The organism is uncultured Amnibacterium sp., assembly GCF_964245895.1.
In the GTDB taxonomy this organism is placed as follows: Bacteria; Actinomycetota; Actinomycetes; order Actinomycetales; family Microbacteriaceae; genus Amnibacterium.
In genome coordinates, this window is the sequence record NZ_CAXTOQ010000028.1 from 16,258 (window position 1) to 29,398 (window position 13,141).

Sequence of the window (13,141 nt, forward strand, 5' to 3'; positions counted from 1 at the left end):
CAGCGTCACTGCGGCTGGTCGTCGGCGCGCCTGCCCTCCTCCCCAGACCTTTCCGAGCCCGTCCGGTGAGAACGCGGTGCGGGGCGGGGAGCCGCCCGCTCGGAAGATCCTGAGCGGCTGTATCCTCGCCGAAAGCCGTCGGCCCGGTAGAACCGAGGGCACCCGAAATGGGGGTGGGCGGCCTCCCGTCGAGGGCTTCCGAACCATTTTCCGGTCCTCCTTGCCTCCATTTCTGAAACAAGGATGAACATGACCTCCCCTGTCGTTCCGCCCCCGCACACCACCGAGCCGAATCGACCCGCGCGGTCGAGGAACGGCCTCGCGCTGGCTGCGCTCATCGTCGGCATCGTCGCCTTCCTCATCGGACTGGCTCCGTTCGCCGGACTGCTCGCCGGCGCGACCGCCGTCCTCCTCGCCGTGCTTGCTCTGCGGCGTCCGCTCGGCCGGGGTCCGGCGATCGGTGGTCTCGCGCTCGGCGCCATCGCCGCCCTGACGGGGCTGATCACGACGATCGTCGCGATCATCGGCCTCGCGAGTGGCGCCTCCGCCGTGTCCGCGAACGCCACCCTCGCCCCCGAAGCCGTGGCCGCGCCCCCGGCTGCCTCCCCGGCGACGCAGGAGCCCACCGCCGCGCCGGCCGAGGCGGCCGACGAGGAGGACGCCGACGTCGAGGCAGCGCCGGAGGCGCCCGGCGCGAGGTACGGCGGCTACGTCCGCTCGGAGAAGCGGTTCGTGTCGATCGTTGAGCGCGCCGCGCACGACTACGACGCGACCGACAACGAGCTCAAGGGCGCCAAGGTCTTGAAGAACCGCGACTCGGATGCCTGCGCCGCGGCCGGATCCAAGGTGAAGAGCTGGGTCGGCACGATCCACGACATCGGTGCCACCGGCGACGGCGACGGGTACATCGAGATCGAGATCGCGCCGACGATCGTCGTCGAGACCTGGAACAACTCGCTCTCGGACGTCTTCGACGACACGCTGATCCCGCAGTCCGCGAGCTTCTACGATCGCCTGACGGACCTCGAGGAGGGCGACGAGGTCGTGTTCTCCGGCTCGTTCGTCGCATCGGACGACTCCTGCCTGGAGACGACGAACCTCACCAAGACGTTCAACGCTGCGGACCCGAACTTCCTGTTCAAGTTCAGCAACGTCCGCGCCCAGTAGGCAGGACCGCCCGGGGCCCTCGCGCTGACGCGGGGGCCCCGAGTGCTGCCTCCTGCGGGAGTCGATCTCGACGACGGCGCAGGCCTCTCCGGGCGCTCACGCCGCGAGACGCCGGCCCATCCAGATGACGCCGTCGCCGCGGGACAGCTCCTCGAGGCCGAGATGGGCGTAGAGGCCGACCGCGTTCGCGTTGCCCGGGCTCACGCCCAGATGCACGCCAGGCACGCCCTCCGCGGCCAGCCGAGCGCAGAGGTCCTCGATCATCGTTCGCGCGAACCCCTGCCCGCGGACGCGCTCGAGCAGGTCGACGTGCAGGTGCGCCGGGTGCTCGGCGACGACCTCGGGCGGCGACAGGGGCGGCGCCGCCAGGAGCCGGGCGACGGCTTGGTCGGCGGGGGAGAGGTCGGGGGCGTCGGCCGGGGTGTCCGCGCGGAGGGGCGGCCACCACTCCGCCTCCGCCCACGACTCGAACGCGGCCGTCGACGGCACCGCCAGCAGGTAGCCCGCGACGCCCTGCCGGTCGACGACGACACGGCACCACTCCGGCGCGAACGCGAGGTACGGCCCCGCGTACACGTGCCCGATCAGCTCCGGAGTCGGCCGGCGCGACGCGCGGTCCCGCACATCGGGCCCGGTCTCGAAGCACACGCGGTACACCGCCGCGACATCCGAGAACCGGGGCACGCGGATGGAGGGGGCCACTGCCGCAGCGTAGGGGAGCGCGCTCCGAGAGCAGGTCATGCGCGCGTCGAACGTGTGTTCGAATCTCTGTCGGTGGCCCATGGTGGGATGCAGGCATGCAACCAGCACGCGACGTCGATCCGCCTCCCCCCTCCGAGAATCCCTACGCCGGGCTCGATGCGCGGGAGGACCTGTTCACCGGTGCGCTGGCGAACGCGGCTCGGGCGGAGCATCTCGCGGCAGCTCTTCGGGCGCAGGTGATGCTCGCCGGCTTCGACGCGATGCTGCTCGAGGAGGCGGCGATCGCCGGCCGGGACGTGCGTCTCGACGATCCGGTGGTGCGGTCGTTCCTCGCGCATCAGGCCTCCACCCTGCATCTGACGCGGCAGGACGTCGAGGTCCGGTTGGAGCACGCTCGGATCCTGCGCGACCGGCTTCCGGCGACGTGGGCGGTGTTCCTGGCGGGCCTCGCCTCGGAGCGGGTCGTCGGCGCCGCCGCGGACCAGTCGATCGGCCTGCCGGCGGCCTGCCTGCCCGTGTTCGATCAGGCAGCGGCAGCGCTCGTGCAGGAGCAGCGGGAGACGGTCGTCGACCGGGATCTCGAGAAGCTGCGGGACGAGCTCGCGCCGGAGGCCGCGATCGAACGCGCGGAGCGGAGGGCGAACCGGCGCCACGTCACCGCCCGCCCCGAGGGCGACGGCGGCGGGGTGCTGGAGATCCACGGCACCGCGGTCGACATCGCGGTCGCGTACGACGCGCTGCGGCAGCGCGGCATCGCCGCGCACGGGCGGGAGGGCGAGTGCCGAGCGCTGAGCGTGCTGATGGCGGACGACGCGATCGATCTGATCCTGAACGGGGCCGCCGTCGCCGCGGGCACCGCGCCGACGCCGAGCGAGCGGGCCGAAGGTCCGTCCTACCCGGGTGAGCGGATCGGCGCCGACAGCCGCCCGGGGCGGAAGGCGGTGCGCGCCGAGATCCTCGTCATCGTTCCCGCAACCACCGCGACGGGCGCGTCGAACGCCCCCGCGACGCTCGCGGGGATGGGGTCCCTCGATGCCGAGACCGCCCGCGCCCTCGTCGCGCACACGCGGACCTGGACCCGGGTCCTGGTCGACCCGATCGATGACGCGGTGCTCGGCATCGACAGCCACGATCGGCACATCCCGTCCGGGCTGAAGAAGCTGCTGCACGCCAGGACCCCCTCCTGCACCGGCGACGACTGCGGCCTCCCCGGCCACCGGGCGGACATCGATCACATCGTCCGCTACGAGCACGACGGCCGGACCCGCCACGACAACCTCCAGCTGCTGTGCCGCCGAAGCCATCAGGACAAGGACAACGGCACCGTCGCCGTTCGCATGCGCGACGACGGCTCGGTGGAGTGGCTGAACACGTGGGGCGGCCGCCGCATCGTCAAGCCGGCGCTGAAGGTCCGTACCCGCAGGGACCTCCCGGAGGACGCGCCCTTCTGACGAGAACCCCTCAGCGCTGGTCGGCGGTCTCCTCCGCGAGCTCGACAAGCAGGCCCTCCGGGCCGCGGACGTAGCAGAGCACGTACGGATCGGAACGCTCGACCGAGCCGATCGTGTCGTAGCCGAGTTCGCGAACGATCTCGAGCGTGGCCGCCAGGTCGTCGACCGGGAACGCGAGGTGGCGCAGCCCGGGCGCATGGGACGGGGCAGCGGGCGATCCCGTCTGCCCGGCGGGCGACTCGAACTCCGAGAGCTCCAGCCGGGAGCCGCCATCGCGGGTACGCAGCATCGCGCAGCGGGATCGCACGCCCTCGAGGCCGATCACCCTGCCGACCCAGTCACCTTCCGCGACCCACTCGCCCTCGAGCTCGAGACCGATCGCGACGAAGAAGTCGCGCGTGGCCTCCAGGTCCTCGACGACGACGCCCACGTGATGCATGCGCTGCACGGCCATGCCGCGAGGGTAGGTGCGGCGGCGGCTCAGACCGGCGCGCGCCAGGCGCCGGCCGCTTCGCGGATCGAGCCCGCGAGGCGTGCGAACAACGGCGCATCGATCGCGACCCCGCCCGCGCGCAGCGCCAGCACCGCCGCGCCGACCAGGCCGTCGGCGACCGGGATCGGGGTGGAGGCGCCCGCGGCGTCGAGCAGGGGGCGCACGACGTGCGCGTCCAGACGCAGGTAGCCCTCGACCAGCACCGAGCCGCCGAAGACGAGCGGACCCTCCGACTGGATCGCGCGCACGCGGAGGAGCAGCGATGTCATCAGGTCGACGCCGTCCCGCACGATGCCGTCGGCGACGGCGTCCTGCCCGACGAGGGCGAACGCGAGCGGGGCGAACCGCGACAGCTCCACCGGCCGCAGCGCGAACAGCCCGTGCATCAGCGCGTCGAGCGCGCGAGGACGGCCCGCGTCGTAGTCGTGGTCGTCCAGGACCCCCAGCGTGGCGAGCAGCGCGGAGGTGAGCGCCGTCGAGGGGCCGCCGTCGAGGGCATCGACCACGGCGCGGGCCACGCGGTGCCCGATCCAGAACCCCGAGCCGGAGTCGCCGAGCAGCCAGCCCGTGCCGTCGACGGTCCGGACGAGCGCCCCGCCGCGGATCGCGCCCCCGATCGCGCCCGTTCCCGCCAGCATCGCCGCGCCGTCCTGCTCGTGCGTGCCGGAGGCGAACAGGGCGGCCAGATCGCCGACGCGGGCGAGCACGCCGCCCACGCCGAGCCGGCTCAGCCGCTGCGCGATGCCCGCCTCGTAGTCGGCGTGCCCGCCGGCGTGGGCGACGAGCACGGCCTCGACGCCGGTCGGATCGACGGCCGCGGCAGCGAGCGCCTGCTCGATCGCGGCGCCGACGGCGGCCGCGGCCGGACCGGCCCCGGCCGAGGTCGGGTTGCCGCTCGTGGACCGCCCGTAGCCGCGGCAGCGCCCCTCCTCGTCCACGACGACGGCGCGCGTCGAGGTGCCTCCGGCGTCGACCGCGACGAACTCACGCATCGTTACGCATCCGAAACATGAGCGACACGGAAGGAGCCTATGGTGAAACGAGATCTCGCAGATGAGGCTTAGGAGAGAAACGGATTCTCACCATGCTCGGACCGGACGCGACGCCGGACGCGGAGGACGACTCGGCGGACGAGCGCGGGCACGCGACCGCGGTGCGCAACCGCATCCTCGCCCGGTGGGACGACCTGCCGGAGGCGACCCTGCGGGTCGCGCGGGTCGTGCTCGACGACCCGCGGCTGGTGGTCGACCTCTCCATCGGCGAGCTCGCCGACCGCGCCGCCACCTCCGCCGCCACCGTCACCCGGTTCTGCCGCCAGATCGGCTACGCCGGCTACGTCGCGCTGCGCATGAGCGTCGCCACCGAGCTGGGCCGCACCTCCGCGCTGCCGTCCAGGGTCGCCGACATCGCCCGCGCGTTCGGGCCGGACGACACCGCTGAGGACGTGCGCAGCACGCTGCTCGCCGGCGCGATCCGCAGCATGCAGCAGACGGCCGAGTCGCTCGACCTCGCGCTCCTGCGCCGGCTCGCGACGGCGCTGACCCGCAGCCGGCACGTCGACCTCTACGGCGTCGGCAGCAGCGCCCTCGCGGCCGAGGCGCTGGCGACCCGGCTGTACCGCATCGGCGTCATCTGCAACGTCTGGTCGGAGGTGCACGCCGGCCTCACCAGCGCGGTCGTGCAGGACGAGGACTGCGTGGCGATCGGCTACTCGCACACCGGGCGCACCGCCGAGACCGTGCAGATGCTGCGGGAGGCGGGCCGCGCGGGCGCGATGACCGTCGCGATCACGAACGACCCCGCGTCGCCGCTCGCGGAGCAGGCGGAGCTGGTCGTGCAGACGTCGGCGTTCGAGCAGTTCCTGCAGCCCGACGACCTCGCGGCCTACTACAGCCAGGTCTACGTCAGCGACCTGCTCTACGTGCTCACCGCCCAGATCGACTTCGGCCGCGCCAGCCGCCACCTCGCCGCCTCCGCGCTCGCCGTCAGCCCGCATCGGGCCGGCGGCGTGTCCGTGCGGCTCACGGCTCCCGACGAGCCCGCCCCGACCAGCGCGGACCGCCGGCCCGCGCTCCGGACCACGCAGAGGAACCCCGCATGACCGACTTCGCCACCGTCGTCCACGACTTCGCCGCCGAGGTGCGGACCCGCCTCGCGACCCTGGAGGAGCGCGCCGCCGCGGGCGAGTACGACGCCGCGGTCGACCTGCTCACCGAGGGCATCAAGGCGGGCGGCGTCGCGTACGCGTTCGGGACGGGCCACTCGGAGGCGTTCGCGATGGAGATCGCCGGCCGTGCAGGCGGGCTGATCCCGTCGAAGAAGATCTCCCTGCGCGACCTGTCGCTGCTCGGCGGCATGCCCGTCGCCGACCTGCAGGGCGGCAAGCTGGAACGCGACCCGGCCGTCGCCGAGCGGCTGTTCGAGCTGGCGCGGATCGGGCCGGAGGACGTCGTGCTGATCGCCTCCAACTCCGGGGTGAACGGCTCGATCGTCGGCTTCGCGCTGGCCGTCAAGCGGAACGGGAACCCGCTCATCGCGGTGACGTCGCTCGACCACACGATGCAGGTCGAGCCGAAGCACCCGAGCGGGCAGCGGCTGAAGGACGTCGCCGACGTCGTGATCGACAACCTCGCCCCCTACGGCGACGCCGCCGTGTCGATCGGCGCCGACGTGCCCGCCGGCGCCGTGTCCTCCATCACCGCCGCCTTCATCGCCCAGGTGCTGACCCTGGGCGTCACCGAGCGGTTCGTGTCCGCCGGCGAGGCGGCCCCCCTGTACCTGTCCGCGAACATCCCGGGCGGCGACGAGCACAACATCGAGCTCGAGCTGCGCTACGGGATCGACCGGACCGCCTGACCTCCCGACGCCACCAGCCCAGAGAACGAAGAACCAGGAACGAGGACCAGCATGACCGAGCAGCACATCCCGATGCCCCGACGGGCCTTCCTCCGCGGCGCGCTCGTCGCCGGCATCGCCCTGCCCCTGGCCGGGACGCTCGCGTCCTGCGCCGCAGGAGGGTCGACGGGCGGCGCGTCGAGCGGCACCGGCACGAAGAGCGCGACGAACCCGTTCGGCGTCAAGGAGAAGTCGGCCGTCGCGGCCTCCATCTTCAACGGCGGCTACGGCACCGACTACGTGGACTTCGCCGCGGCCGTGATGGCCAAGCAGAAGCTGGGCGTCACCGCCAAGGTCGACCAGATCACCAACATCGCGCAGTCCCTGCAGCCGAAGTTCGTCGCGGGCAACCCGCCGGACCTGGTCGACAACTCCGGTGCCAACGCGATCGGCATCTCCACGATCCGCAGCCAGCTGTCCGAGCTGTCCGACCTGCTCGACTCGAACAACTACGAGGGCAAGAAGATCAGCGACACCCTGTACGGCGGGGTGACGGCGCCGGGCACGCTCGACGGCAAGTTCCTGATCCTCAACTACGTGCTGACGGTGTACGCGCTCTGGTACTCCGCGTCGCTGTTCAAGGCGAACGGGTGGACCGTGCCGAAGACCTGGGACGAGGCCTACGAGCTCGGCGTGAAGGCCAAGGCGAAGGGCAAGTACCTCTTCATCTGGGGCAAGGAGGCGGCGACCTACTACCAGACCCTCGCGATCGCGTCCGCGATCAAGGAGGGCGGCGACGACGTGCGCCTCGCTCTCGAGAACCTCGAGGCGAAGTGCTGGTCGAAGCCGGCCGTGCAGTCCGTGTTCACGGCGATGAAGAAGATCATCGACGCGGGCATGTTCAAGCCGGGCGGCGCAGGCACGCAGTTCACCGCGGCGCAGGCGCAGTGGTCCAACGACGAGGACGGGCTGCTGTACCCCTCCGGGTCCTGGATCGAGAACGAGATGAAGAAGCAGACGAAGGCCGACTTCCAGATGACGGGCGCTCCCGAGCCGACCGTCACCGCCGGCTCGAAGCTGCCGTACGAAGCGATGCACTCGACCGCGGGCGAGCCGTTCATCGTGCCGGCGAAGGGGGCGAACGCCGCAGGCGGGAAGGAGCTGCTGCGTGCGATGCTCTCCGCGGAGGCGGCGACGAACTTCGCGAAGACGCGGCTGACGCCGACGATCGTCAAGGGCACCGTGCCCGCCGACGGCTTCGGGTCCACCGCGCTGGTGTCCCAGTCGACGCTGCTGGAGGGCGCAGGCGACAACGTGTTCTCCTGGAACTTCGTCGACCTATACGGGATGAACCAGGATCAGCTCGTGGTCTGGAACACCTTCCTGTCCGGCAAGTCCTCGGTCGCGCAGCTGACCTCGGGCCTGCAGGGCATCACCGACAAGGTGGCGAACGACTCGTCGGTGACGAAGGTCAAGGTGTCGTGACGACCGTCCCGCGCACGCTCCTGCCGACGGGCGGCCCCTCGCGGGCCGCCCGCTGGCGGCGGAAGAACCTCACGTTCGACCGGATCTCGTTCGCGCTCGTGTTCCTCGGCGTGCCGCTGGTCGTCTACCTGGTGCTGGTCGTGTCCCCGTTCGTGCAGGCGATGTACTACTCGCTCACCAGCTGGTCCGGGTTCGACGCGACCATCCCGTTCGTCGGCCTCGCCAACTACGTCAAGGCGTTCGGCGACGACGACTTCGTGACGTCGGTGCGCAACAGCGTCGTGCTCGCGCTGGTGCTGCCGGTGGTGATCATCGCCCTCGCGGTCGCCGTCGCGTCGATCGTCACCATCGGGGGCTCGACCAGCGGACCGGTGCGCGGCATCCGCGGCGGGAACTTCTACCGGGTGCTGTTCTTCTTCCCCTACATCATCCCGGCCATCGCCGCCGCGATCATGTGGAATCAGGTGTACCAGCCGGACGGCGGCCTGCTGAACGGCGTGCTGACCGGCATCGGGCTGAAGGGCTTCGACTCCTATCCGTGGCTCGGGGACGCGCGCACAGCGCTCGTGGCCGTGATGTTCGTGATGGTATGGGCCTCGGTCGGCTTCTACGTCGTCATCTTCGTCGCGGCGATCCGGGCGCTGCCCGCCGAGGTCTTCGAGGCGGCCCGGCTGGACGGCGCCGGCCGGTTCCGCATCGGGCTGTCGGTCACGGTGCCGATGATCCGGACGAGCATCCGCACCTCCGTGATCTACACCGGGATCTTCGCCCTCGACGCGTTCGTGTTCATGTCCGGGCTGATCGGGGGCGGCGGCGGGCCGCAGAACTCGACGCTCGTGATCTCGCAGGAGCTGTTCAAGACGGCGTTCACCAAGGGGCAGTTCGGCTACGCGTGCGCCATGGGCGTCATGCTGGCCGCGATCACCCTGCTGTTCGCCGGCGTCGTCTTCCTCGTCGACCGCCTCACCGGCGGCGACGACACGAGCGGGGAGTGAGCCGATGACCACCGAAGCAGCGGGCGCGGCCCGCGCCGTCGCCGGCCGGCGGCGGGGCGCGGTGCCGACCGGGGAGCGGGTGACCGGCGGGCTGTCGCAGGCGGTGATGATCGCCGCATCCGTCGTCGTCGTGCTGCCGTTCCTCTGGACCTTCGTCTCGTCGTTCAAGACGACCAGCCAGGTGCTGAACTCGCCGTTCTCGCTGCCGGACCGGCTGCACCTCGAGAACTACGCGAACGCGTGGACGCAGGCGGGCATCGGCACCTTCTTCGTCAACACCCTGATCGTGGTCGGCGGCGCGCTGGTGCTGACCATGGTGATGGGGTCGTTCTGCGCGTACTTCCTCGCGCGGTTCCGGTTCTTCGGCAACCGGGCGATCTACCTGCTGATGGTCGCGGGCCTGACGTTCCCGATCTTCCTGGCGATCGTGCCGCTGTTCTTCATCCTGAAGGGGCTGGGGCTGCTCGGCACGCTGCCGGGCCTCGCGATCACCTACTCCGCGTTCGCGCTGCCGTTCACGGTGTTCTTCATGGTCCCGTTCTTCCGCGCGCTGCCCGCCTCCGTCACCGAGGCGGCGGCGATCGACGGCGCGGGGGAGTGGCGCACCTTCTTCTCGATCATGGTGCCGATGGCGCGTCCCGCGATCGCGACCCTGTCGATCCTGAACTTCGTCGGGCTGTGGAACCAGTTCCTGCTGCCGGTGGCGCTGAACCCGGACACGTCGAAGTACGTGCTGACGCAGGGCATGGCGTCGTTCGCCGGCACGGCCGGGTACTCGATCGACTTCGGGGCGCTGTTCGCCGCCGTCGTGATGACGATCGTGCCCGTGCTGGTCGTGTACCTGATCTTCCAGCGCGCCCTGAGCGGCTCCGTCGTCGTCGGCGCCGACAAGTGACCTGCCTGGCTCGCGGTTCCGCGATGCTCTCGTCGTTCCGCAGTTCTGCCCCGACACGCCGAGCGCCGAGGCCCTTCGCGCGGCGTGTCGGGGAGGAACTGCGGATCCGCGAGATCTCGGCGTGACACAGGAGGTGCGGCGGCTCGCCGCCGGTGTGCTGCTGCCGGGGTTCGACGGCGCCGGGTTGACGGACTCCGTCCGAGCGCTGTTGGAGGACGGGCTCGCCGGCGTCGCACTGTTCGGCCAGAACGTCGAGACGCCCGAGCAGGTGCGCGCGCTCACCGATGCGATTCGCGCGGTGCGGCGCGACGCGGTGATCGCGATCGACGAGGAGGGCGGCGACGTCACCCGCCTCCACATGCCCGACGGTTCGCCGGAGCCGGGCAACGGCGTGCTGGGCCGGATCGACGATCCCGCGCGCACCGCGGCCTCCGCCGCCCGGATCGGGGCGGAGCTCGCCGCTGCCGGCGTCACGCTCGACCTCGCGCCGACCGCTGACGTGAACTCGAACGAGGACAACCCGGTGATCGGCGCTCGCAGCTTCGGGCTCGACCCCGACCTCGTCGCGAGGCACACGCGGGCCTGGATCGTCGGCCTGCATGCCACCGGGGTCGCCGCCTGCGCGAAGCACTTCCCGGGGCACGGCGACACCGCGGTCGATTCGCACCTCGGGCTGCCGGTGGTCGACGTCGACCTCGAGACCCTCCGGGCGCGCGACCTGCCGCCGTTCGTCGCGGCGATCAGCGCGGGCGTCGCGGCCGTGATGACGTCCCACATCGTGGTGCCGCAGCTGGATCCGGGCGTGCCCGCGACGATGAGCCCTCGGATCCTCACCGGCCTGCTGCGGGAGGAGCTCGGCTTCCGGGGCGTCATCGTCACCGACGCTCTGGACATGGCGGGCGCGAGCGCGGAGGTCGGCATCCCCACCGCGGCCGTCCGGGCGCTGCAGGCGGGCGCCGACCTGCTCTGCCTCGGCCGGTGGAGCGAGCAGCACGTCGAGCCGGTGCTCGACGCGATCGTCGCCGCCGTGGCGTCGGACGAGCTGCCACGGAATCGGCTCGAGGACGCGGTCGCGCGCATCGCCCGCCTCCCGCGGCACGGGACGGTGTCCGTGCCGGAGCCGCCGTCGGCCGACCGCGATCTGGCCGACGCGTTCGACGTCAAGCCGGCCGCTGCCGCGCTGCTGGCAGCGCGGCAGGGCTGGACCGTCGTGCGCCTCGACTCCGAGCCGAACATCGCCGTCGGCGTCACCGGCTGGGGGCCGTTCGCCGCGGTCGCCGCCGCACCCGCCTCCGCCGCGGCCCGCCGGTTCGCGGGGTGGCCGGTCGTCGACGCGGCCGCGGATCGCCCCCGACCTGTCCCGGAGGTGACCGGGCGCGCGCTGGTGATCGGCAGGGACATCCACCGCCACACCCACGCGCGCGCGGTGGTCGACGCCTTGCGCGCCCGCGGGCCGGTCGTCGCGGTCGACATGGGCTGGCCCTCGGCCGACCGCCGGTACGCGGACGTGGCCACGTTCGGCGCCTCGCGGGCCGCCGGGGAGGCGCTGCTCGGTCTGCTCGCCGGCCGGCATCGGAGGGACGCCGGATGGAGATCGTGATCCTGCCCGACGCCGCGGCGGTCGGGGACGCCGCGGCCGCCCGGATCGCCGCGGTCGTGCGCCGGGAGCCGGCCGCGGTGCTGGGGCTGTCGACCGGGTCCTCCCCGCTCGGCGCGTACGCGGCGCTCGCGGACCGCGTCCGCCGGGGCGACGTCGACCTGTCGCACGCCTCCGCGTTCGCGCTCGACGAGTACGTCGGGCTGCCGGAGGGATCGCCGCAGGGCTACGCCGAGACGATCCGGCGGGAGGCCACCGAGCCGCTCGGGCTGGACCCCGCGCGGGTGCACGTGCCCGACGGCGCCGCCGACGACCTCGAGGCCGCGTGCCTCGACTACGAGCGACGGATCCGGGAGGCGGGCGGCGTCGACCTGCAGCTGCTCGGCATCGGGTCGAACGGGCACATCGGGTTCAACGAGCCGACCTCCTCCTTCGCCTCCCGCACCCGGATCAAGACGCTCGCGCCCCGCACGCGGGCCGACAACGCCCGGTTCTTCGGCGGGGACCTCGACGCGGTGCCGCTGCACTGCATCACGCAGGGGCTCGGCACGATCCTGGCGGCGAAGCGCCTCGTGCTCGTCGCGCAGGGGGAGGCGAAGGCGACCGCCATCGCGGCCAGCGTCGAGGGACCGCTGTCCGCGATGGTGCCGGGCAGCGCCCTGCAGCTGCATCCGCACGCGACGGTCCTGCTGGACGAGGCCGCCGCGTCGAGGCTGACGCTGTCGGACTACTACCGCTTCACCGCCGCGCATCTCCCGGCGTGGCAGCGGGTCGACTGACGCCCCTTCATCCTGAAGGCGTTCTGGTCGAACCAGAACGCCTTCGAGATGGAATCAGCGGAGGCGGCGGCCGTCCGCCCAGACCGACTCGATCTCGAGGGCGTCGCTCAGCAGCACCAGGTCGGCGGGGGCGCCGGCCTCCAGCGCGCCGAGGTCCGGGCGGCCGATCGCCCGGGCCGGGACCGCGGTCGCGGCGAGCACCGCCTCCGGCAGGGGCACGCCCGCGGCGACCGCGGTGCGGACGGCCGCGTCGAGGGTGAGGGTCGATCCGGCGAGGCTGCCGCTCGGGAGGCGGGCGGCGCCGTCCCGCACCGTCACCTCCAGGGAGCCGAGCCGGTAGGTGCCGTCGCCGGAGCCCGCCGCGGCCATCGCGTCCGTGATCAGCGCGACGCGGCCGGGCGCGAGCCGGAACAGGGCGGCCACGAGGACCGGGTGCACGTGCAGGCCGTCGGCGATCAGCTCGAGCACCACCTCCGGCCGCTCGAGCGCCGCGCCGATCGGGCCGGGCGCCCGGTGCGCGAGGCCGGGCATCGCGTTGAAGGCGTGCGTGAGGAGGGAGGCGCCCGCGTCGAACGCGGCGCCCGCGGTCGCGAGGTCGGCGGTCGTGTGCCCGACCGCGACCCGCACCACCGATCGGCTGGCCGCGCTGACGTCGTCCGCATGCGCCGGCAGCGCCCAACCGCCGAGGGCGAGGAGCAGCAGGAGCAGGCAGGCGTAGCGGTGCCGCGAGGCGGCCCAATCC

The 13,141-nt window shown here is 72.6% G+C and carries 13 protein-coding genes; 9 read left to right on the top strand and 4 right to left on the bottom strand.

All coding sequences use genetic code 11. The features are described 5' to 3' along the window. Window positions 1–249: 249 nt before the first annotated feature. Window positions 250–1,167: a hypothetical protein gene (locus ACFE60_RS06275; RefSeq protein ID WP_375387989.1), complete on the top strand. Its 918-nt coding sequence runs from the start codon at window positions 250–252 to the stop codon at window positions 1,165–1,167. Window positions 1,168–1,263: 96 nt separating this feature from the next. Here ACFE60_RS06275 and ACFE60_RS06280 read toward each other — a convergent pair whose 3' ends face one another. Then, complete coding sequence (locus ACFE60_RS06280) at window positions 1,264–1,869, bottom strand: GNAT family N-acetyltransferase (protein ID WP_375387990.1); 606 nt, start codon at window positions 1,867–1,869, stop codon at window positions 1,264–1,266. 95 nt (window positions 1,870–1,964) lie between these two features. Here ACFE60_RS06280 and ACFE60_RS06285 point away from each other — a divergent pair, with 95 nt between their 5' ends. Then, entirely contained in the window at window positions 1,965–3,320 is a 1,356-nt protein-coding gene (locus tag ACFE60_RS06285; protein ID WP_375387991.1) for an HNH endonuclease, read from the top strand. Window positions 3,321–3,330: 10 nt separating this feature from the next. On the opposite strand, the gene ACFE60_RS06290 is transcribed toward ACFE60_RS06285, so the two are convergent. Both ACFE60_RS06290 and ACFE60_RS06295 read right to left on the bottom strand, forming a co-directional pair. Then, window positions 3,331–3,774 carry a VOC family protein gene (locus ACFE60_RS06290; RefSeq protein ID WP_375387992.1) on the bottom strand — a complete coding sequence of 148 codons (444 nt, stop codon included), beginning with the start codon at window positions 3,772–3,774 and terminating at the stop codon, window positions 3,331–3,333. 26 nt (window positions 3,775–3,800) lie between these two features. Next, window positions 3,801–4,805 (bottom strand): N-acetylglucosamine kinase, encoded by a 1,005-nt coding sequence (locus ACFE60_RS06295; RefSeq protein WP_375387993.1) that lies wholly within the window; start codon window positions 4,803–4,805, stop codon window positions 3,801–3,803. 92 nt (window positions 4,806–4,897) lie between these two features. Between ACFE60_RS06295 and ACFE60_RS06300 the strand changes: the two genes are divergently transcribed. The 7 genes from ACFE60_RS06300 to nagB all read left to right on the top strand — a co-directional run bounded on the left by ACFE60_RS06300 (window position 4,898) and on the right by nagB (window position 12,399). Next, a complete protein-coding gene (locus ACFE60_RS06300) occupies window positions 4,898–5,914 on the top strand; it encodes a MurR/RpiR family transcriptional regulator (protein WP_375387994.1) in 1,017 nt (338 codons plus the stop codon). Then, window positions 5,911–6,669, top strand: a complete 759-nt coding sequence (locus ACFE60_RS06305) for a sugar isomerase domain-containing protein (RefSeq protein WP_375387995.1) — start codon at window positions 5,911–5,913, stop codon at window positions 6,667–6,669. The genes ACFE60_RS06300 and ACFE60_RS06305 overlap by 4 nt, the downstream gene beginning before the upstream one ends. A 51-nt stretch (window positions 6,670–6,720) precedes the next feature. Next, window positions 6,721–8,133 (top strand): N-acetylglucosamine/diacetylchitobiose ABC transporter substrate-binding protein, encoded by a 1,413-nt coding sequence (gene ngcE, locus ACFE60_RS06310; protein ID WP_375387996.1) that lies wholly within the window; start codon window positions 6,721–6,723, stop codon window positions 8,131–8,133. Then, the gene (locus tag ACFE60_RS06315; protein WP_375387997.1) at window positions 8,130–9,128 is read left to right on the top strand and encodes a carbohydrate ABC transporter permease; all 999 of its coding nucleotides are present in this window, start codon (window positions 8,130–8,132) and stop codon (window positions 9,126–9,128) included. Before ngcE ends, ACFE60_RS06315 begins: the two co-directional genes overlap by 4 nt. A 4-nt stretch (window positions 9,129–9,132) precedes the next feature. After that, window positions 9,133–10,023 carry a carbohydrate ABC transporter permease gene (locus ACFE60_RS06320; RefSeq protein WP_375387998.1) on the top strand — a complete coding sequence of 297 codons (891 nt, stop codon included), beginning with the start codon at window positions 9,133–9,135 and terminating at the stop codon, window positions 10,021–10,023. Between the two features lie 121 nt (window positions 10,024–10,144). Then, complete coding sequence (gene nagZ / locus ACFE60_RS06325) at window positions 10,145–11,623, top strand: beta-N-acetylhexosaminidase (RefSeq protein WP_375387999.1); 1,479 nt, start codon at window positions 10,145–10,147, stop codon at window positions 11,621–11,623. Next, complete coding sequence (gene nagB / locus ACFE60_RS06330; protein WP_375388000.1) at window positions 11,611–12,399, top strand: glucosamine-6-phosphate deaminase; 789 nt, start codon at window positions 11,611–11,613, stop codon at window positions 12,397–12,399. The genes nagZ and nagB overlap by 13 nt, the downstream gene beginning before the upstream one ends. Before the next feature lie 54 nt (window positions 12,400–12,453). Here the strand turns inward: nagB and ACFE60_RS06335 are convergent. Continuing rightward, the coding region (locus ACFE60_RS06335; RefSeq protein ID WP_375388001.1) for an N-acetylglucosamine-6-phosphate deacetylase at window positions 12,454–13,141 on the bottom strand (688 nt) is incomplete at its 5' end.

Coding starts and splice junctions, on each gene's coding strand:
- nagB (WP_375388000.1), top strand. CDS start 11,611: ATGGAGATCGTGATCCTGCCCGACGCCGCGGCGGTCGGGGACGCCGCG.
- ACFE60_RS06285 (WP_375387991.1), top strand. CDS start 1,965: ATGCAACCAGCACGCGACGTCGATCCGCCTCCCCCCTCCGAGAATCCC.
- ACFE60_RS06305 (WP_375387995.1), top strand. CDS start 5,911: ATGACCGACTTCGCCACCGTCGTCCACGACTTCGCCGCCGAGGTGCGG.
- ngcE (WP_375387996.1), top strand. CDS start 6,721: ATGACCGAGCAGCACATCCCGATGCCCCGACGGGCCTTCCTCCGCGGC.
- ACFE60_RS06295 (WP_375387993.1), bottom strand. CDS start 4,805: ATGCGTGAGTTCGTCGCGGTCGACGCCGGAGGCACCTCGACGCGCGCC.
- ACFE60_RS06290 (WP_375387992.1), bottom strand. CDS start 3,774: ATGGCCGTGCAGCGCATGCATCACGTGGGCGTCGTCGTCGAGGACCTG.
- ACFE60_RS06300 (WP_375387994.1), top strand. CDS start 4,898: ATGCTCGGACCGGACGCGACGCCGGACGCGGAGGACGACTCGGCGGAC.
- ACFE60_RS06275 (WP_375387989.1), top strand. CDS start 250: ATGACCTCCCCTGTCGTTCCGCCCCCGCACACCACCGAGCCGAATCGA.
- ACFE60_RS06320 (WP_375387998.1), top strand. CDS start 9,133: ATGACCACCGAAGCAGCGGGCGCGGCCCGCGCCGTCGCCGGCCGGCGG.